The 18,482-nt window shown below is 59.1% G+C and carries 18 protein-coding genes; 13 read left to right on the top strand and 5 right to left on the bottom strand.

All coding sequences use genetic code 11. From position 1 onward, the window contains the following. Positions 1-71: 71 nt before the first annotated feature. The 9 genes from CPY64_RS00480 to CPY64_RS00440 all read left to right on the top strand — a co-directional run bounded on the left by CPY64_RS00480 (position 72) and on the right by CPY64_RS00440 (position 9,076). On the top strand, positions 72-1,085 hold the full coding sequence (locus tag CPY64_RS00480; protein ID WP_042488521.1) for an ABC transporter substrate-binding protein: 1,014 nt from the start codon (positions 72-74) through the stop codon (positions 1,083-1,085). Positions 1,086-1,152: 67 nt separating this feature from the next. Beyond that, complete coding sequence (locus CPY64_RS00475; RefSeq protein WP_042488522.1) at positions 1,153-1,914, top strand: ABC transporter ATP-binding protein; 762 nt, start codon at positions 1,153-1,155, stop codon at positions 1,912-1,914. Continuing rightward, positions 1,914-2,732 (top strand): ABC transporter permease, encoded by an 819-nt coding sequence (locus tag CPY64_RS00470; RefSeq protein WP_052363029.1) that lies wholly within the window; start codon positions 1,914-1,916, stop codon positions 2,730-2,732. The genes CPY64_RS00475 and CPY64_RS00470 overlap by 1 nt, the downstream gene beginning before the upstream one ends. A gap of 2 nt (positions 2,733-2,734) precedes the next feature. Next, on the top strand, positions 2,735-4,243 hold the full coding sequence (locus CPY64_RS00465) for an amidohydrolase family protein (protein ID WP_042488524.1): 1,509 nt from the start codon (positions 2,735-2,737) through the stop codon (positions 4,241-4,243). A 122-nt stretch (positions 4,244-4,365) separates the two neighbouring features. Continuing rightward, complete coding sequence (locus tag CPY64_RS00460) at positions 4,366-5,733, top strand: dihydroorotase (RefSeq protein ID WP_042488526.1); 1,368 nt, start codon at positions 4,366-4,368, stop codon at positions 5,731-5,733. After that, positions 5,730-6,986: a Zn-dependent hydrolase gene (locus tag CPY64_RS00455; RefSeq protein WP_042488529.1), complete on the top strand. Its 1,257-nt coding sequence runs from the start codon at positions 5,730-5,732 to the stop codon at positions 6,984-6,986. The genes CPY64_RS00460 and CPY64_RS00455 overlap by 4 nt, the downstream gene beginning before the upstream one ends. 1 nt (position 6,987) lies before the next feature. Then, entirely contained in the window at positions 6,988-7,626 is a 639-nt protein-coding gene (locus CPY64_RS00450; protein ID WP_042488533.1) for a flavin reductase family protein, read from the top strand. Between the two features lie 7 nt (positions 7,627-7,633). Continuing rightward, positions 7,634-8,299 carry an aspartate/glutamate racemase family protein gene (locus tag CPY64_RS00445; protein ID WP_042488536.1) on the top strand — a complete coding sequence of 222 codons (666 nt, stop codon included), beginning with the start codon at positions 7,634-7,636 and terminating at the stop codon, positions 8,297-8,299. Between the two features lie 6 nt (positions 8,300-8,305). Next, the gene (locus CPY64_RS00440) at positions 8,306-9,076 is read left to right on the top strand and encodes a fumarylacetoacetate hydrolase family protein (protein WP_042488540.1); all 771 of its coding nucleotides are present in this window, start codon (positions 8,306-8,308) and stop codon (positions 9,074-9,076) included. 102 nt (positions 9,077-9,178) lie between these two features. Here CPY64_RS00440 and CPY64_RS00435 read toward each other — a convergent pair whose 3' ends face one another. Next, positions 9,179-9,742: a LysR family transcriptional regulator gene (locus tag CPY64_RS00435; protein ID WP_080723846.1), complete on the bottom strand. Its 564-nt coding sequence runs from the start codon at positions 9,740-9,742 to the stop codon at positions 9,179-9,181. A gap of 108 nt (positions 9,743-9,850) precedes the next feature. On the opposite strand from CPY64_RS00435, the gene CPY64_RS00430 reads away from it, so the two are divergent. Further along, positions 9,851-10,693 carry a branched-chain amino acid aminotransferase gene (locus CPY64_RS00430; RefSeq protein WP_042488544.1) on the top strand — a complete coding sequence of 281 codons (843 nt, stop codon included), beginning with the start codon at positions 9,851-9,853 and terminating at the stop codon, positions 10,691-10,693. Between the two features lie 94 nt (positions 10,694-10,787). Here CPY64_RS00430 and CPY64_RS00425 read toward each other — a convergent pair whose 3' ends face one another. From CPY64_RS00425 to CPY64_RS00410, 4 genes are read right to left on the bottom strand one after another with little or no spacing between them, the layout of a single operon-like run. Next, entirely contained in the window at positions 10,788-11,720 is a 933-nt protein-coding gene (locus CPY64_RS00425) for a DUF6999 family protein (protein ID WP_042488546.1), read from the bottom strand. A 3-nt stretch (positions 11,721-11,723) separates the two neighbouring features. Continuing rightward, positions 11,724-13,634 carry a beta-ketoacyl-ACP synthase III gene (locus CPY64_RS00420; protein WP_042488549.1) on the bottom strand — a complete coding sequence of 637 codons (1,911 nt, stop codon included), beginning with the start codon at positions 13,632-13,634 and terminating at the stop codon, positions 11,724-11,726. Between the two features lie 14 nt (positions 13,635-13,648). Continuing rightward, positions 13,649-14,563 (bottom strand): fatty acid desaturase, encoded by a 915-nt coding sequence (locus CPY64_RS00415; protein ID WP_042488551.1) that lies wholly within the window; start codon positions 14,561-14,563, stop codon positions 13,649-13,651. Beyond that, positions 14,560-15,297 (bottom strand): sterol desaturase family protein, encoded by a 738-nt coding sequence (locus tag CPY64_RS00410; RefSeq protein WP_042488556.1) that lies wholly within the window; start codon positions 15,295-15,297, stop codon positions 14,560-14,562. Before CPY64_RS00410 ends, CPY64_RS00415 begins: the two co-directional genes overlap by 4 nt. 191 nt (positions 15,298-15,488) lie before the next feature. Here CPY64_RS00410 and CPY64_RS00405 point away from each other — a divergent pair, with 191 nt between their 5' ends. The 3 genes from CPY64_RS00405 to CPY64_RS00395 all read left to right on the top strand — a co-directional run bounded on the left by CPY64_RS00405 (position 15,489) and on the right by CPY64_RS00395 (position 18,478). After that, the gene (locus CPY64_RS00405; protein WP_042488560.1) at positions 15,489-16,352 is read left to right on the top strand and encodes a pirin family protein; all 864 of its coding nucleotides are present in this window, start codon (positions 15,489-15,491) and stop codon (positions 16,350-16,352) included. 144 nt (positions 16,353-16,496) lie between these two features. Then, a complete protein-coding gene (locus tag CPY64_RS00400) occupies positions 16,497-16,847 on the top strand; it encodes a hypothetical protein (protein WP_123794700.1) in 351 nt (116 codons plus the stop codon). Positions 16,848-16,918: 71 nt separating this feature from the next. Further along, on the top strand, positions 16,919-18,478 hold the full coding sequence (locus CPY64_RS00395; protein WP_042488566.1) for a TerC family protein: 1,560 nt from the start codon (positions 16,919-16,921) through the stop codon (positions 18,476-18,478). Positions 18,479-18,482: the final 4 nt, after the last annotated feature.

The raw sequence follows: 18,482 nt of genomic DNA, 5'->3' as shown, positions 1-18,482 counted from the left end.
GCCATCTCGCTGCGCTCTGATCGCAACGGGCCCAAAGAGCGGCTTCATAACTACGACACGGAGACAAAATCATGCAAACCCTGCTTGCACGCACCCTTGCGGTGCTGGGCTTGGGACTGGCCGCCGCTGCGCCCACCGCCCACGCCGCTGACAACGTTCACCTGATGCTGGACTTCATTCCCACCGGCGACTATGCCCCGTATTACTCGGGCATTGCCCACGGGATTTACGAGAAACACGGCATAGACCTGAAGATCACCCGCGGCACAGGTTCGGGCGACACCGTTCTGAAGGTAGCCGGTGGCGCCGCCGATATTGGTCTGGCCGACATTTCCGCCATTCTGACCTCGCGCCAGAACAGCCAGACTCCCATCAAGGCCATTGCGTCCACCTTCTCGCACTCGGCCCATTCCCTGTTTGTGCTCAAGGACTCGGGTATCACCAACTTCTCCGGCCTGGAGGGCAAGAAAATTGCCGTCTCGCCCGGTAACAGCCACAAGCTTTACTTCCCCATGGTGGCACGCAAAGCCAATACCGATCCCGACAAGATTCAGTGGGTGACGGTAGACGGTTCCTCCATGGCTCCCTTGCTGATCAACGGCAAAGTGGACGCCGCTCCTTTCCTGGCCACCAACTACTACTACCAGAACAAGCAGGCCAAGCGTTTTGGCAAGGAAATCGTGGTGCTGCCCTTTAGCGATCAGGGTTTCAACATCTACGCCCTGTCCGTTTTCACCACGGACAAGACGCTGGCCGAACGCCCACAGATGGTGCAGAACTTTCTGAACGCCACCATCGAAGCCTGGGACGCCGCCCGCAAGGACCCGGACACGGCTTGCCAGGCCCACGTCAAGGCCAATCCGGAAATCGATCTGGATGACTGCATGGGCAACCTGAACGCGGTGCTGGGCTACATCTACACCGATTTCAGCGCCGAGCATGGGGTGGGCAGCCTGGAAGAAGGCCGCATGAAAACCACCTACGAGGCGGTTGCAGAAGCGCAGAGCCTGGACCCTGCCTGGGACTATCACCAAGCCTACGACACCCAGTTCATCGTCAAGGCCAACGGCACAGCCAAGCCCTAAGTTGAGTTGATTTTTGCGCGCGCACTGGCTTGGCCCAGGCGGGTCAGCGCGCGGCTAGGAGCGCATTGTGATACGCATTCAAGACGTGAACCTGATCTACGGTCGCAATACCGAGCGTGAGACTCAGGCACTGAAACAAATCAATCTGGACATTCAGGACAACGAAATCATTGCCATCGTCGGCGCGTCGGGCTGTGGGAAATCCACCCTGCTGCGCCTGATTGCAGGCTTGCTGATGCCCACAAACGGCACCGTCAGCATTGATGATGAAATCGTTGCCCACCCTCGCCAAGACACCGGCATTGTGTTCCAGGCCCCGACCCTGGTGCCCTGGGCCAATATTCTGGACAACACCCTCTTGCCATCCAGCATCATGGGTCGTCTGGACGATCAGGCCCGCAGCCGCGCCACGCGTCTGCTGACCACCGCCGGTCTGGGCAATTTCCTGCACCACCACCCCAAGCAATTATCCGGTGGCATGCAGCAACGCGTGGCCATTTGCCGCGCACTGGTTCACAACCCCAAAGTGGTGCTGATGGATGAGCCGTTCGGCGCCCTGGACGCGCTGACCCGCGAAACCATGACGCTGGAACTGCTGCGCCTTTGGTACGAAGACCCCAAAACCATTGTGTTTGTGACGCACTCGATTTCCGAAGCCGTCATGCTGGGTCACCGCATTGTGGTGATGTCGCCGCGTCCCGGCCAGATTACCGAAACTCTGGATGTAAACCTGCCCCGCGAACGCGACTTTTCTCTGGTGGGCACGCCGGAATTTACGCGCTGTGCCGCCGCCGTCCGTGAACTTATTTTCCAACACGAGGTGGCTTGATGAGCGAGCAAACTCAAACCCTGGCCGCCGCGCCCGTGCGCAAGCGACGATTGCGCCTGCGCGATTTCAATGAAATTACCATCCCGGCCATCACCCTGATTGCCGTGGTCATTCTGTGGGAACTGGCCAGCCGCCTGTTTGATATTCCTGAATACCTGGTGCCCGCCCCCTCGCGCATCTGGGCCGATTCCATGCAAATGAAAGAGGCCATGCTGATGCACACGCTGGTGTCCACGCGCACCATCATGCTGGGCTTTTTGCTGTCCATCGTGATCAGCTTTCCGCTGGCCGTGCTGATTACCTACTCGCGCTTTTTCGAGCAGGCCATCTACCCGCTGCTGATTCTGACTCAGTCCATTCCCAAGGTGGCCCTGGCTCCGATTCTTGTCATTATCTTTGGACCTACCGAGCTGCCACGCGTCGTCGTCACCTTTCTGGTCGCGTTTTTCCCGCTGGTCATCTCCATGACCGCTGGCCTTCTGGCTGCTCCACCCGAGTTGATCGAGCTGGTCCGCGCCTGCCGTGCCACCCGTTTGCAAGAGTTCTTCCGTATCCGCCTGCCCTTTGCCGTGCCCTTTATTTTCTCGGGCCTGAAAGTGGCTATCACCTTGTCCGTGGTCGGCGCGGTGGTCGGTGAGTTTGTGGCGGCCGACCAAGGTCTGGGCTACTTGATCACCACCTCTACGGCCTTCTTCAAGACACCGGTTGCCTTTGGCGCCATGGCGATCTTGTCGGTGCTAGGCATTGTGTTCTTCCAGGTGATCTCTGCCGCCGAACGCATCCTGTTCCCTTGGGCGATCAAGGACAATCGGAGCTGATCATGACATCACCTTATACCGTCATCCGCGGGGGCCTGGTGCTGGCCCACGCTCACGCCAAAGCCGAGCTTTTGGACATTCTGATCAAGAATGGCGAGATCGAAACCATGGGCCCGCCCGGCCTGCCCGCACCTGCTGATGCCACAGTAGTGCAAGCGGATGACCAATTGCTGCATCCCGGCCTGATCAATGCGCATACCCACGGCCACGGCACCTATGCCAAGGCCATGGGGGATCGCTGGTCGCTGGAACTGTTACTGACGGCGGGCCCCTGGATCAATGGCGACCGCCATCTGGAAGACAAGTACCTGAGCACTCAGCTGAACGCGGCAGAAATGCTGCTGAAAGGCTGTACCGCCAGCTACGACCTGTACTCTGAAGTCCCCGTGCCCACGGCAGAAGGCATGAATGCCGTCGCCCAGGCCTATGTGGATGCCGGTATGCGAGCCACGGTCGCCCCCATGATGGCGGACCTGTCCTTTTACCAATCCGTCCCCGGCCTGATCGATGCCCTGCCGGAAGAACTGCAGAAGTTTGTAGCGCAACTGGCACCACAATCCTTCCGGGCCACGCTATCGGGTCTGACGGACTTTCTGGACCAGCAGCGCAACCCCGAGCGCATTCGCGTGGCACTGGCCCCGACCATTCCCATGTTGTGTTCGGACGAGTTCCTGCAAACCTGCGGTGAAATCAGTGCGGAGCGCAATATCGGCCTGCACAGCCACGTTGGCGAGTCCTATGTGCAAGCCCTGACCGGCATGAAACGTTATGGCACCACCATTGTTCAGCATCTGGACAAGCTGGGCCTGATCTCGCCCCGTTTCACCCTGGCGCACGCCATCTGGCTGGACGAGCGCGACCTGGACATTCTGGCGGTGCGCGGAGCCATGGTGGCCCACAACCCCGGCAGCAATATGCGTTTAGGTAATGGGATTGCCGATGTGAACTCCATGCTGGAGCGCGGCATTACCGTGGGCCTGGGCACGGACGGCTCGAACAGTGGCGATAACCAGAACATGTACGAAGCCATGCGTCTGGCCTCCTTCTCGTCCAAGGTTCGCGGCCCCGATACCGAACGCTGGGTCACCACCGAACAAGCGCTGTACGCGGCCACCGAAGGCAGCGCCCGCTGCCTGGGCATGGGCGAACAACTGGGACGTCTGGAACCGGGTCGCAAGGCCGACATCGTGTTTCTGGATCTGGCCCATATCAACTGGATTCCGCATAACAACACGGTCAACCAGCTAGTACACCTGGAAGACGGTCTGGCGCTACGCCATGTCATGGTCGACGGCCAGTTTGCCGTGTGCGACCGACAGTTAACGCAAGTGAATATGCCGCGCCTGCGTCAGCAAGTGGAGCAGGCCCAGGAACGCATCACACGCAATACCTACGACAAGCGCCACATCACAGAAAAACTGGCCAAAGCCGTAGGTTCGTTCTGCCTGTGCCTGGGCCACGACCGCTATCACGTGCAGCGCTGGGCGCACCCCAAACAAAACTTAACATGACGTTATGTTTTACCGATAAATAGGCATACGACATTCATGACTGGATTTGCTTCAATCATGGAAACGAACACGATTACGGACACGCGACATGCGCGGGTCCGAGCCATCCAAGGAGGAAGATAATGAGCGACTTCGATCTGGTAGTACGAGGAAATATTGTTGAGCGCGACCGCATCATCACTGACGGCTGGTTGGCCGTGCGTGAAGGCCGAGTAGCGGCCCGTGGCGTTGGCGCGGCTCCTTCGGCCCGTGAGCATGTGGATGCACGTGGCATGTGGGTAATGCCCGGCGTGCTGGACGGTCAGGTGCACTCCGGCAGCCAGGCCAATCAGGAAGGTCTGGGCTGGGCCTCGCGTGCGGCCGCCGCCGGTGGCGTGACCACCATGGTGGAAATGCCTTACGACGATCCCGAACCTGTTGCTTCCCGCCCGCAGCTGGAAGACAAGATTGCTCGCATTGAAAGCGATTGCCACGTGGACGTGGCCTGCTACGGCACTTTGAACGATCAGCATGGTCTGGAAGCCGCGGCTGGCCTGATTGAAGGCGGCGTTTGCGGTTTCAAATTCTCTACCTTTGAAGCCAGCCCCAACCGTTTCCCGCGCGTGGAAGAAGACATTCTGATGGAAGCCTTCCGCCTGATCGCCCCCTCCGGCTTGGCCTGCGGTGTGCACAACCAGGATCAGGAACTGACACGCAAGAACATCAAGCGCATGGTCGAAGCCGGTGACACGGGCTGGGACGCATTCTTGCGCGCCCATACCCCCTTGATCGAAAACCTGGCCACCAGCGCCATTTATGAGATCGGTGCCCAGACCGGCGCCCGTGCCCACGCCGTGCACGTGTCCCTGTCGCGCGGTTTTGAAATCTGCAATATGTACCGTCAGGCAGGCCACAAGGCCTCGATTGAAACCTGCGTGCAGTACCTGATGCTGAACCACGAAGAGCACACCCGCCGTTTCGGTGCCAAGACCAAGCACTACCCACCCATTCGCCCCAAGGCGGAAATGGATCTGCTCTGGACCCACATCGCCAACGACGAATGTACCTTCGTGTCCTCCGACCACGTCAGCTGGGGCCTGGAGCGCAAGCAGTTTGACAATGTGTTCCAGAACTCCTCCGGTGGTCCTGGACTGGAAACGCTGCTGCCCGCCTTCTGGACAGGCTGCGCCGAGCACGGCATTTCCCCCACCATGGTCGTCAAGCAACTGTGCTGGGGCCCTGCCCAACACTTCCTGCTGGAACACCGCAAGGGTTCGCTGAATGTAGGTGCAGATGCCGACATCGTGATCGTCAAACCCGAAACCTACCGCTTTGACCCGTCCACCAGCCTGTCCGCCGTGACCTGGAGCTCCTTCGAGGACCGTGAATTCCAGGTACGTGTGGAAGCCACCTATGTGCGCGGCCAACTGGCCTGGGACGGCAAAACCGTGCGTAACGCGGCGGGCGACGGTCAGTTCATCCGTCCGCACAAAGCAGGCGAACTGTCATGAGTCTGGCCATGCCCTTGTTGAATCAGGAGCGCCTGTGGCGCAGCACCCAGGAGCTGGCCGCGTTCACGCTGCCCGACCAGCCCTGGACACGCCGCGCCTTCTCCGATCTGTTTCTGCAATCGCGTCAGTGGTTGCTGCAACAGTTCGAGGAAGCGGGCCTGACCGTACGCATGGACGCCGCAGGCAATCTGATCGGTCGCCGCGAAGGGCGCAAGCCCGGCCTGGCACCGATTACCACCGGCTCGCACTGCGACACCGTGATGTATGGCGGACGCTACGACGGCATCATCGGCGTGCTGGCCGGGCTGGAAGTGGCCCGTTGCCTGAACGAGCAGAACATCCAGCTGGACCATCCTTTTGAAGTAGTAGATTTTCTGTCTGAGGAACCTAGCGACTATGGCGTGTCCTGCGTAGGCAGCCGTGCCATGGGCGGGGTCCTGTCAGACGCCATGCTGGCCGAACGCAATCCACAGGGCGAAACGTTGGCGCAAGGCATTGCCCGCATCGGCGGCCGCCCCCAGGAGCTGGCCCAGGCCCGTCGTGCGCCCGGTGATACCGCCGCCTTTGTCGAGTTGCATATCGAACAAGGGCCGGTACTGGAATCACGCGATCTGCCTATCGGCGTGGTCAGCAATATTGTGGGTATTTGCCGCCACCGCATCATCATCACGGGTCGCCCGGACCATGCAGGCACCACACCCATGGACATACGCCGTGATGCCCTGGTCGGTGCCAGCCTGATCATCAGTGAAGTGGACCGCAAGGCCCGCCGTGCACTGGGGGGACCAGACTATCTGGTCGCCACCATTGGCAACCTGAACCTGACGCCCAACGCGTCCAATGCTGTACCCGGACGGGTGGAGATGATGGTAGAGGTACGCAGCGACCGTCAGGAGCTGATGCAGAACTTCACCGAGGAACTGCTGGCCCAGCTGCGCCCGGAAATCGAGGCCATGGGCCTGGGTCTGGAGGCGGCGCAAGTCAGCCTGGCCAAGCCCACGGACTGCACGCCCGAGGTGATGAGCATCATCGAGCAGGCTGCCAGCGCTTTGGGATACCCGAGCATGGTGATGCCAAGCGGCGCCGGTCATGATGCGGTTTACATGGCACCCAGCGGCCCCATGGGCATGATCTTCATTCCTTGCCTGAATGGTCGCAGCCATTGCCCCGAAGAATCCATTACTTCCGAGCAGCTTCTGGACGGTACGCGGGTTCTGTATCAGACCGTTGTCATGTTAGACCAGAGGAACTGACATGGACTGGTCCTGTGATCAGCTCAGCGAACGCGAACGCTACCGCTTGTTGGTCAACACTGTGTTGCCGCGCCCCATTGCCCTGGTCACGACCTGTGACCAGCAGGGGCGCGTGAACACGGCCCCGTTCAGCTTTTTCAATGTGATGGGTTCAGAGCCTGCCGTGCTGGCACTGGGCCTGGAAAACGATGCACACTCTGCCGATGGCCTGAAGGACACCACCCGCAATATTCTGGCCACCGGCCAGTTTGTGGTGAACCTGATCAGCGCCAAGATGGCACGCGCCATGAATATCTGCGGCATTGCTTACCCGACCGGGCAGGCCGAACATCTGCAAGCGGGCCTGGATCTGGCCCCCAGCGTGCAGGTGCAGCCGCCCCGTATCGCCCAATGCCCAGTGCAGTTTGAATGCCGCTTGCACACTGCGCTGGACCTGGGCCCGCTACGCCATATCGTCATTGGCGAAATCCTGCATTTGCACTGCGACGACACCATCCTGACGCCTGAAGGGCGCATCGATATTGATGCTTACGACCCTATCGGGCGCATGCATGGCTCTGACTGGTATGTCGGCCTGCAAGGCCGCTTTCAGTCAGAAAAATTAAGCCACCAAAACGGGCTACCGCCCACCCAAACATAAAAACATCATGAACCCTCGCCCTCATATCTACGTTCTGAACCCCAATTCCAGCCAGATCGTAACGGATGGCCTGGACCGTGCTGTCCAGCCCTTGCGTCTGGCCGATGGCCCAGCTATTTCCTGCCTGCGCCTGCCTCAAGGCCCGGCGGGTGTACAAAGCCAAACCGATATTGACACCCTGATTCCCCATCTGCGCGCCCAGGCCCTGAGTGTTAAAGAAGACGCCGCGGCTTATGTAGTGGCCTGCTTCAGCGACCCCGGCCTGTACACCTTGCGCGAAGTGGTGGATGTGCCCGTATTGGGTATTGCCGAAACCGGAGTGCTGACCGCCTTGTCACTGGGCCAGCGCTTTGGCGTACTGTCCATTTTGCAGGCTTCCATTCCGCGTCACCTGCGCTACTTTGGCGCAATGGGTGTGACAGACCGTCTGGCAGCCGATCTGGCCATCAATATGGGCGTGTCGGAACTGGCTGACGAGAAAAAAACCCTGCAACGCCTGACAGAAGTTGGCCAGCGCTTGCGCGATGAGCACGGTGCCGATGTTGTAGTGCTGGGTTGTGCCGGCATGGCCAATCAGCGCGAGGCGCTGGAACAGGCTTTGGGCATTACTGTCGTGGAGCCCACGCAGGCGACCGTTGCGGTGGCCTTGGGCCGTTGCTTATTAGGCTGGTAAGCCTTGATGAACGCCCCTCTGCAATCCGGCTGCCTGGCAACCGCACAGCGGCTGCTTCAGGCTCGCCAAGAGAACCGCCCCATCGAGGACTGGCCCGAATCGCTGCGCCCTGCGTCTTTTGATCAGGCCTATCGTGTTCAGGCTGCGCAAATGGAAACCTTGGGCCCCATAGGCGGCTGGAAAGTCGGCGCGGCCAATAGCGTGGCCCCGCCTACCTGCGCCCCCCTGCCCCAGCGTTTTCGTTACGCCAGCCCGGAGGCTCCCGCCGGTAAGGACCTGTCCTTGCGTGGCATGGAAGTGGAAATCGGCCTGATTCTGGGTCAGGACTTGCCACCCGGTCAGGCCCCCTATTCCATGCAGCAAATCTGGCAGGCGATCAGCCAGGTTTGTGTGGCGGTAGAGATTGTGGAATCGCGTTTTGCGCAGCGTGACGCCGTTGGCCGTCTATCCACCTTGGCCGATCTGGCCAGCCACGGAGCGCTGGTCCATCAAGCACAAGGTATCGCCGCGCAAGACATGGCATTGCTACAGCCTGAATGGGCGCGCCTGCAAGTGGGACAGCAAACCTTGCTGCAAGGCCCAAACCAGAATCCAGCGGGCGAGCTGACACGGCTGCTGATCTGGCTGGCCAATCAGGGCAGTCACCATCTTGGCGGGCTGCAAAAGGGTCAGGTCATCATTACTGGCACTTGCCTGCCCATGCTGTATGCCGCTCCCGGCGACCGGATTCAAGCCGCCATTCAAGGGATCGGTGAACTGGAGTTTGTCTGCGCATAAGAGCACAACGCCAGCGCACGGCAGTGGGCTGGCTGATCTTTTATGCGAGGAGAAGCAAGCGGCGAGGAGAAGCAAGCGGATGGGGTTGACGCACTTGCCCGTCTACACAGACCCGTCGGGTTTAAAAAAACTCGTCCAAAAGGCAGAAGAAAGCGATGCGCTCGGCATCCATTTCCACGCCGTACAGGGCAAAGAGCCAATCGCCAGATCAATCTCGCCCGAACTCAAGCCGCTTTCCAGCGCTTCCCAGCCCAGATTCTTGATGACCAGACGAATACCCGGCGCGTGTTTGGCGACAAAATTGTTCAGCCCCGGCAGAAAAACCAGTTGGCCGATATCCGTCATGTGAACTTTGAAGACGCGCGTAGACTGGGCAGGGTTAAAGCCCTGGGTTTGCGTCAAGGCAATGCCCACTTCTTCCAGCAAGGGTTGCAGCTTTTCGCGCAGCGCAATGGCGATCTGCGTGGGCGCGACGCCATAGCGCGCTCGTACGAACAAGGGATCGCCCAAAGCCTGTCGCCACCGCTGCACCATCAAGGAAATGGCCGACTGGCTGATCCCGATACGCAGCGCCGCCTGGCTCAGGTTCTGGCATTCGCAGATCAGGCAGAAAGCATGCAGCTCGGCCAGCGTCCAGTTATATGTTTTATAAATATCAGATAGCACGCTGACACCACCTCAAGTCGTTTCTTGCTCTCTATTATGTGTATTGGAAATAGTACAACGGCAAGATAAATTGCCACTACGCCACAACAAAATCAGGAGGGATGTCCCATGAGTAACAACGAAATCACCTGGTCCAATGGTCAATGGAGCGACACCAGCGCGCCCTTGATTGGTGCCACGGACCATGCTTTCTGGATGGCCACAACCGTTTTTGACGGTGCCCGTTCCATTCAGGGCCATACTCCGGATCTGGACCTGCACTGTGAGCGCCTGAACCGATCGGCCATCACCTTGGGCATGGAGCCGGTGATGACGCCCCAGCAAACTGTAGAACTGGTGCACGAAGGCCTGAAAAAGCTGTCCCACAGCACGGATTACTACATCAAGCTGCTGTATTTCGCGCCCGGCGGTTTCATCCAGCCCGATCCAGCCACCAGCCAGTTAGCCATTCATATTTTTGAATCCCCCATGCCGGACGACAGCGGCTTTAGCGCCACTTTCAGTGAATTCCTGCGCCCGGACCCCTCCATGGCACCTACCGATGCCAAGGCTTCCTGCCTGTACCCCAATACCCAGCGCATCTTGCGCGAGGCCAGTGCACGCGGTTTTGACAACGCCATCGTGCTGGACTCCAAAGGCAAGATCGCCGAATTTGCTGTTGCCAATCTGTGGATTGTGCGGGACGGCGTAGTGCTGACACCCGAGCTGAACGGCACCTTTCTGAACGGCATTACCCGCCGACGTGTCATGCAACTGCTGCGCGACGATGGCATTGAAGTGCGTGAAGCCAGCCTGACACCACAAGACGTGCTGGATGCGGACGAAGTCTTCAGTACCGGCAACTACGGCAAGGTTCTGCACTGCAATCGCATTGACGATCGCCACTACGCGCACGGCCCGATTGAAACCCGCGCCCACGAGCTGTACATGGCCTACACCAAGCGCAACTAAGTCTCGCAAAATTGCCAGAAGGCGATCAGCATGACTGGATGTGGGCCGTATGCCCAATAGAAAAACGGCTCATTATTGAGCCGTTTTTTCTACCTCACACTTCAGGCGACGCTGCGCTATTGTCTTGCGCCAGGTCTGGCGCTTGCCCGCTATCCTGCTGCGCTTGCGCCTGCTTCATCTGATTCAGCAGGCTATGCAGCATCTCTGTCGACAAGCCGTGCAGCACCAGTCGGTAGCCTGCTCGCAAGGTCGACATGGGCACCAGAGGGTGGCCATTGTTCACCAGAATCAGATGCTCGGGCGCCTGCAAAATCTTGGCGGCGTAAATCCCGATCGTCTCGTCCAGCTGCAAGGAATTGGCTGCACGCCAGAAGTCGTTATCGGTCAGCAGCAGCTGGTACAAGGGCGTGAACAGTTCAATGGCGCTTTGCAGGTCCATCTTGTTCAGCAGGCCTTGCGGCATATCGTCCAGCGCCAGGGGCACGGGCTGAATCATGGAGAAGTCCACCCGCTCCGGTGGGCCGATTTCCTGATTATTGTCCCGCAAGGTTTGATTGAGCCGGATCACGAAATTGAACAGATTCAAATCGTGCTTCACAAAGGTGTGATCGCGCAATTCGTCGATGTTCATGGGCGTCAGCGGCGTGGTCGGCACCTTGGTGGGCGAGTTGGCGGCAATAAAAGCCAGCACCTGTGAACCCAGATGAAAGTGACGCAGAATCAGCCAGTTGGCCTGGGGCGAAACAAAGCGCTTCAGGCCCCACACCAGAATGCGATGCAACAGGCCCGAGTGCGACCATTTACGCGGCAAAAAGGTTTTAACAATCTGAATCAGCACAATCATCAAGCGTGCCAGTGGCCGCAAGAACGGCAGCAAATACTGGCGTGACGAAGAGCTGGAATCGGCCAGCCAGGCCTGCTTCACTTCATCAGGCAAAGGCGTGCTGCGATCCAGATACAGGGCCCGCCAGGGATTGGGGTCCTGCGGGTCATGCGGCTTGCTTAAAAAATCCGGGATTTGATCCATGACTTAAAACTCTTTCGCGTATTGGAACTGCATCAGGTACAGGGCGGCGGTACGGCGTGCGGTTTCAATAATAATCTGCTCGGCGCGGCCTGTTTCGTCGCAATCCAGAGCCAGCTCCACCGCCACCAGCCAACGGGCCAGGTGATGCTCGTCGTTCATGCCGTGATAGTGCAGGAAACGGTACATATTCGGTTCCAGCGACAGCGAGGATTTCAACAGGGGCAGCAAGGCGGGCACAATGCGCTGGCCGGTGCCTTCGATAATATAAATGGCGCCCAGCAAGCCAATCGGGTCCTGGCTGGCCGCCAGAGCATGCAGGTAGGAGTTCAGGGCCTGACCGCCAGGATTACGGCTCAGTTGCTCGATCTCGGTCGCGGTGCCACCTGCATGTTGATAATCCTCGAACAGAATCTTGAAGTCGTCCTGTTCTTCGCCCGCGTGCAGACGTATCAGCTCGGCCAGCGGTGCGTAGGCGGGCGACAGGGAGTCGCAGGCTTCGCGCATCCACTTGGCCCCTTCGCGCACTTGGGGAATCCAGTCTGCCATCCACTTTTGATAGTCCTGTATGCGAATCGAGCCATCGTGCAGGCTGCGCAACAAAGGGGTGCGCCACACCTGGGAGCGATAGTCGTGCCAGATGGGAGCCAATTGCGTCAGCAGATCACGCAAGCCTTGCGGGGCAGTGGCGGGGTCATGCGGGGGAGCAATATCCACCTGATCGGAGGACGCAGCGACCGTTTGCTTGGCAGACGGGTAGGACACGGCGGGGGCCGGTGCATCGCAGGCTTCCACTTCCAGCAGCATATAGGCCGTCATGAAGCGGCCCGACTCGGGCACGTAGCACAGGACCTGCTCGCCCGGCGTCAAGGTCCGGTCACGCATGAACTCGGCCAGCATGATCAGAATGGATGCCGCGCCCGTATTGCCGCGCCAGCGCAGATTGCTGTACCAACGCTCGGCGGGAATGCCCAGGCCAGCCTGTTCCAGCAGATCGGCCACCACGGGGATGAATTTTTCGGACGAGTAATGGCACAGGAAGTGGCTGATGCGCTCGGGGTCGACCCAGCCATCGCGCACCAGTTTCACGTACTCGTGAATACCGATGTCGAACAAGTGCGGCAGCAGGCGAATGTCCTGGCGCAAGGACAAGGCACCGGCCTGCTCGGCGTCGGCCCAGGAGTCGTAATCCAGGTGGCTGCGGGTGGAATCGCGTGCCGCACCTAGCTGCATGCAAACGGGGTAGTCACCGGAGAAGGATTTCTGATGAATCCAGCGCAGGCGCAAACGCACACCGGGCTGCGTAGTGGGCAGCACCTGATCCTGGTGGCTGAGCAAGGCCGCACCCGCGCCATCGGACAGCATCCAGCGCAAGAAATGCGCATCAAAGTCTGCCTGATAATCCTGCGATGCAAACCGCGAACGACGGAACAGGCGCGAAGGCATTTCACTGGCTACGGCCATGCCATGACGATGCGCTCCAAGCTCAATACCTTGGGCCACCGTCTGCAAAGCCGTGACACCCGCAGCGCAAATCCCGTGTACGGAATGCACTTCCAGCGGGGGAGCCGCCAGTTCACCCTGAATCGCGTTGGCAAAACCGGGCATCAGCAAATCCCCACCCGACGAGCCGCTGGCCAGCAGACCGATATCGCCCATGTCCAAACCCGCCTGCTCCAGGCAACTGCGGATGGCATTGGCGGCCATGGCCGTATTGCTCCAGCGCGTACTGCCATCTTCACCAATGGCGTAGTAGCGCTGCTGAATGCCGTTCTCGGCCAGAATGCGCTGCTTGATACGCCCCGAAATACGATTCAAGGGGGCAATAAAGTTATCCATGGCGGTGTTATCGACCGGCTCACCGGGCATGAACCATTGGGCCTGATGGATAACAACGTGCTCAAAGGCCACGGGCATAGAAATACTCCTGATTACACGGAATCACGCCGACGCTCCGTCTGGCCCACGGCGTTCAAGGATTGACTGCGGTAGCGGGGCACAAACAGGCCCAGCACAAAAACACGCAGCATATAAGGCACCAGCCCCCCTTCGTTCAAGGCGTCCGGGGTGCGGGCTCGGTATTCGGTGTCGTGCAGCCGGGTCAGCTCGGACCAGTGCGCGCGAGAATGTTCATGGTGAGCCACATGCAGGCCAATATTAAAAAGCAAGGGATTGACCAGGCCCTCGAAATTGCGGGCATAGGCCAGTTGCTCGCCATGTCGGCCCTCATGACTGCCGTCGGCATGAGCATGTTGCAGATAATTCGTAGTCAGCAGCCAGTGCAAACCGTGCAGCTGCGGCAGGATGACGTACAAGAAACCTTTCACCGGGTCCAGCGCCAGGGCCAGCGTCCAGCTAGCCAGCCACACACCATACTGCGCCATGCAATAGGCCCAGACGCCCGGCCAATGCCGGCGCAAGCTGCCCAGCCATCCAAAAATCGTGGGGTACAGCGCAGGCACGGCCTCAAAGGGGTGCATCAGCCAGCCCAGCGTGTCGTTGGTGTCACCCCGCCAGAAACGGTAGGTGCGGGCCACGTCTTTCTCACCATGTTTATAGCGATGGTGATTACGCCCATGCGCAGGCCAGAACACGCAAGCGGGATGGCCTTGTACCATGGTCAGCCAGAAATCCGTCAAGCGATTGGGGAGACGCCCCCGCCACATGCGCAGGTGATGATGGTTGTGGTTGATGACGCCTATGCCCAGCGTCAGGAACAGCAGCAAGCCGTACAGAATCCAGGAGAAACCGCCACGCCACAGCGCGACCACCAGCACAGGATAGGCAATCAGGTACAGCAGGCTTTGCCAATCGCGCGGCTGGCGCAAACGCCACGCAGCGCTCATCCCCGCGCCTCCTCGGGGCGATCAGGCAAACGGGTGCCAAACAGGCGATCCATGAAGCTGAACTGAAAACCGTAATTCCCGTTGTAGTGCGCGTGATGGCGCTGGTGACGACGGCTGGCTGCCAGCCAGTTGCGGCTGGAGACCATGGGGAAAAAGTCGTAATTGGAATGGCCGATGCTGTTGAAAAACAGGCTGAACAGAGGCACGGACAAGAGCGACCAGAAACTGAAGTCATGCACGACCATGGGCAGCAAGATCACATTGCCTAGCATGATCGACTCCAGCGGGTGAAAGCTGTAGGTGGAAAACGGTGTCACCACCACGGAAGAATGGTGCGGGCCGTGATAGCGGCGCAACCAGCGAGTATGCAAGAGACGATGATTGATCCAGAAGTGCACATCGTTCCAGATCACCAGAGCCAGAATTTCCAGGGCAATACGGGTCGCGCTGGCATCGGGCGTCAAATGCGCCCAGCCCAGCTGCAAGAATCCCCAGGGGAAAATCATGCCTGTGCCGAAAATAAGGATGGCCGTAGCGGACTGCTTCAGTTCCCGACGCAACTGGCCGGGACGCAAAGGGCGCGTGTCCAGAGGGCGTCCCCAACCCAAGGCAGGAAACAGCCAATGTGTCAGCGCCAAGGTGCCCAGTGCGAACAGCACGTAAATACCGCCGAAGAACAATAAGCCCACGCCCATCACCTGCCAGACGCTCAAGGCCTGAAAAGCCTGCCCCATTCCACTCTCTACGTAACAAAGTGCGCTAATGCTAGCGCGCTCAGGAAGATTACGTTTGTTAATTTGGTTACTAATTGCTCACATTCGTCCAGCCCGCCCCAGCAATACAGTTTTGCACTGGCAGGGGCTAATCATGGCGGGATTTGGCCCCTATCCTTGAAGGCATGCGTTTTTTAAGCGGAACCTGTGCCATGAAAAAAGTCGCCAGCATCCTGAATCCCTGTCCGTCCCTGGGGGGCGACGATGGTCTGGCGGCGCGTACTTTGTTCAGCCATCAGGATCACGCAGACCGGCACAGCCCCTTTTTACGTCTGAATTACGCCGCTCCCACCCACTACTCACCCCACAGTCGACGACGCAAAGTGCATGGTTCTGCCCAACGTGGCTTTGAAACCGTCACCCTGGTGTATCAGGGCGAGCTTGAATATCGCGACTCTACCGGCCAGAGCGGCATTCTGGAGCCCGGCGATGTGCACTGGCTAAGTGCAGCCTCCGGTCTCTTGTATCAGGCCCGTCATTCCGAGCAATTCGCCCGCCAGGGCGGTCCATGGGAAATGGTGCAGTTATGGGTAAATCTGCCTGCCCGTGCAAAATCCCGGGCTCCTAGCCAGCAGCATTTGTCCAAGACGCAGATTCCCGTTCGTGCCCTGCCAGAAGAATCCGGCACGATTCGTGTCATAGCGGGTCAGTATCAGGAACAGCCTGGCGCTGCCCATCACCACAGCCCGCTGCTTTTGTGGGACATACAGATCAAAGCCGGACATCAAGCCTGCTTCCAGGTGCCTGAGGGCTGGAACAGCAGCTTGCTGGTGCTCAATGGTGCCGTACAGGTGAACCAGCAAACCCTGGCCCGCCCAAGCCAGGTCGTATTGCTGGAACAGGAAGGGCAGCACATTGCACTGGAGGCCCACAACGACACCCGCTTGCTCTTGCTGGGCGGCGAGCCCATCAATGAACCCGTCCAGGCCTACGGCCCTTTTGTGATGAATACACAACAGGAAATTACCCAGGCTCTGGCCGACTTTGATCAGGGCCGATTTGGCTGCCTGGGATGAATATCCCCTCTATGCCCGCACGGGGCTCTTTCACGAGCGGCCAGGCTTGACGCTTGCTGCCGGCATGCAGAACTTGATCTGGCACTTGCCTTGAACTTGCCCGCATACGATATACTGACCCGTCACAGACTTCCCTTAGACACTATGAGACGCTGGTTCGTCGTCGTCTTACTTCTGATCCTTCCCCTGCAGGCTTACAGCTCTCACTACCACGCCACTGTGCAAGGTGGTCAGTCCGCTTTATTCGTTCAACACGAATCCCATGCGGCCGAGCCTGCGGAACACCGTGTCAAACCCGGGAGCCATCCTTTGCAGCAGCTCAGCGCCATTCTGGCGCACACGCCCATGCAACAGTACGCCGATCACGCAGACACACCTTTGCCCTGCCCGGTTCAGTCTTTTTGGCTGCATGCCTGGCCCTCGGCTTGCCCGCCTTATTCCCTGCCCGCTATTTGTTGCGAATTCGCCCCGGAGCACCGCCCGCCCCGCGTCTGATCCCTGACGCGCTGCAGCGCCCTGCCTCTTTGCTTTTTTGCACTTATTTATCTGTCTAACAGGACAACATCATGGAATGGCTACTCGATCCCAGCATCTGGGTCGGCTTATTAACTCTGGTGGTGCTGGAGATTGTTCTCGGCATCGACAACCTGATCTTTATCGCGATTCTGGCCGATAAACTCCCTCCGCATCAGCGCGACCGTGCTCGTCTGATCGGCCTGTCTCTGGCGCTGATCATGCGCCTGGGTCTGCTGACTATCGTCTCCTGGCTGGTCACCCTGACCACGCCGCTATTCTCCATCGGACCGCTGAGCTTCTCGGGCCGCGACCTGATCCTGCTGCTGGGCGGCTTGTTCCTGCTGTTCAAGGCCACCAGCGAACTGCATGAGCGTCTGGAAGGCGGCGACCATCACTCCAGCACCAACAAGGCCTATGCCAGCTTTGGCGTGGTGGTAGCCCAAATTGTGGTGCTGGACGCCGTGTTCTCGCTGGATGCCGTCATTACTGCCGTGGGTATGGTGGATCAACTGCCCGTCATGATGGCAGCCGTCATTATCTCGATTGCGCTGATGATCTGGGCCTCCAAGCCACTGACCACCTTCGTGAACAACCACCCCACCGTGGTGGTGCTGTGCCTGAGCTTCCTGCTGATGATTGGTCTGACACTGACCGCCGAAGGCCTGGGCTTCAAGATTCCCAAGGGCTATCTGTACGCGGCCATTGGCTTCTCCATCCTGATCGAGTTCTTCAACCAGATTGCCCGCCGCAGCCTGCAGCGTTCACAATCGCGCCGACCTTTGCGTGACCGTACGGCCGAAGCCGTGCTGCGCATGCTGAGCAACCGCAAGAATGAGGACAAGGACGACAGCAGCAGTGATGGTCAGCTGGAACTGGACGAGCAGGCTTTCCGCACCGAAGAACGCAATATGGTCAGCGGTGTGCTCAGCCTGGCAGAACGCCCTATCCGTTCCCTGATGACCCCTCGTCAGGAAATTACCTGGCTCAACATCGAGGATTCCACCGACACCTTGCGCCAGCAATTGCGCTCTACCCCGCACAGTTTCTTGCCTGTGTGTCAGGGCGATCTGGACCAGGTGGTGGGTGTAGCGCGTGCCAAGGACTTGCTGGCGGATCTGGACGACCACCCCGAGGTGAAGTCATGGCCCGACCTGCGCGAACCCATCATCGTGCACGAGCACACCGATGTGCTCAGCGCCATTGCCATGCTCAAGCAGTCCAATGGCCAGTTTGTGCTGGTTACCGACGAGTACGGTGCGATTGAAGGCTTGCTGACGCCTATCGACATTCTGGAAGCCATTGCCGGTGAGTTCCCCGACGAGGACGAACAGCCCGCCATTCAGCAGATTGGCCCCAATCTGTGGCAGGTAGACGGCAGCATAGATTTGCTCCTGCTGGCCCAGGCGGTGGAGGCGGACGATCTGCTTCTGAAGGACAGCAGCTTTAACTCCGTGGCCGGCTTCTTGCTGGAACGTCTGGACTCCCTGCCCAAAGTGGGTACAGTTGTTGAAGCAGACGGCTTGCGCTTCGAGATTACCGAAGTCAGCCAGCGTCGTATTGCAACGGTACACGTCAGCCGCTTGCAGGAACCTGAGCAGCCACAAGAGTAAAAGA

This window comes from Alcaligenes faecalis (assembly GCF_002443155.1).
In the GTDB taxonomy this organism is placed as follows: Bacteria; Pseudomonadota; Gammaproteobacteria; order Burkholderiales; family Burkholderiaceae_B; genus Alcaligenes; species Alcaligenes faecalis.
The sequence above is the reverse complement of the archived record's forward strand: the minus strand, read 5'-3'. Positions and strand labels throughout refer to the sequence as shown.

What these genes read in the sequence shown, in the direction of transcription:
- CPY64_RS00480 (WP_042488521.1), top strand. Translation starts at nt 72, where the DNA reads ATGCAAACCCTGCTTGCACGCACCCTTGCGGTGCTGGGCTTGGGACTG.
- CPY64_RS00470 (WP_052363029.1), top strand. Translation starts at nt 1,914, where the DNA reads ATGAGCGAGCAAACTCAAACCCTGGCCGCCGCGCCCGTGCGCAAGCGA.
- CPY64_RS00465 (WP_042488524.1), top strand. Translation starts at nt 2,735, where the DNA reads ATGACATCACCTTATACCGTCATCCGCGGGGGCCTGGTGCTGGCCCAC.
- CPY64_RS00460 (WP_042488526.1), top strand. Translation starts at nt 4,366, where the DNA reads ATGAGCGACTTCGATCTGGTAGTACGAGGAAATATTGTTGAGCGCGAC.
- CPY64_RS00455 (WP_042488529.1), top strand. Translation starts at nt 5,730, where the DNA reads ATGAGTCTGGCCATGCCCTTGTTGAATCAGGAGCGCCTGTGGCGCAGC.
- CPY64_RS00450 (WP_042488533.1), top strand. Translation starts at nt 6,988, where the DNA reads ATGGACTGGTCCTGTGATCAGCTCAGCGAACGCGAACGCTACCGCTTG.
- CPY64_RS00445 (WP_042488536.1), top strand. Translation starts at nt 7,634, where the DNA reads ATGAACCCTCGCCCTCATATCTACGTTCTGAACCCCAATTCCAGCCAG.
- CPY64_RS00440 (WP_042488540.1), top strand. Translation starts at nt 8,306, where the DNA reads ATGAACGCCCCTCTGCAATCCGGCTGCCTGGCAACCGCACAGCGGCTG.
- CPY64_RS00430 (WP_042488544.1), top strand. Translation starts at nt 9,851, where the DNA reads ATGAGTAACAACGAAATCACCTGGTCCAATGGTCAATGGAGCGACACC.
- CPY64_RS00425 (WP_042488546.1), bottom strand. Translation starts at nt 11,720, where the DNA reads ATGGATCAAATCCCGGATTTTTTAAGCAAGCCGCATGACCCGCAGGAC.
- CPY64_RS00420 (WP_042488549.1), bottom strand. Translation starts at nt 13,634, where the DNA reads ATGCCCGTGGCCTTTGAGCACGTTGTTATCCATCAGGCCCAATGGTTC.
- CPY64_RS00415 (WP_042488551.1), bottom strand. Translation starts at nt 14,563, where the DNA reads ATGAGCGCTGCGTGGCGTTTGCGCCAGCCGCGCGATTGGCAAAGCCTG.
- CPY64_RS00410 (WP_042488556.1), bottom strand. Translation starts at nt 15,297, where the DNA reads ATGGGGCAGGCTTTTCAGGCCTTGAGCGTCTGGCAGGTGATGGGCGTG.
- CPY64_RS00405 (WP_042488560.1), top strand. Translation starts at nt 15,489, where the DNA reads ATGAAAAAAGTCGCCAGCATCCTGAATCCCTGTCCGTCCCTGGGGGGC.
- CPY64_RS00400 (WP_123794700.1), top strand. Translation starts at nt 16,497, where the DNA reads ATGAGACGCTGGTTCGTCGTCGTCTTACTTCTGATCCTTCCCCTGCAG.
- CPY64_RS00395 (WP_042488566.1), top strand. Translation starts at nt 16,919, where the DNA reads ATGGAATGGCTACTCGATCCCAGCATCTGGGTCGGCTTATTAACTCTG.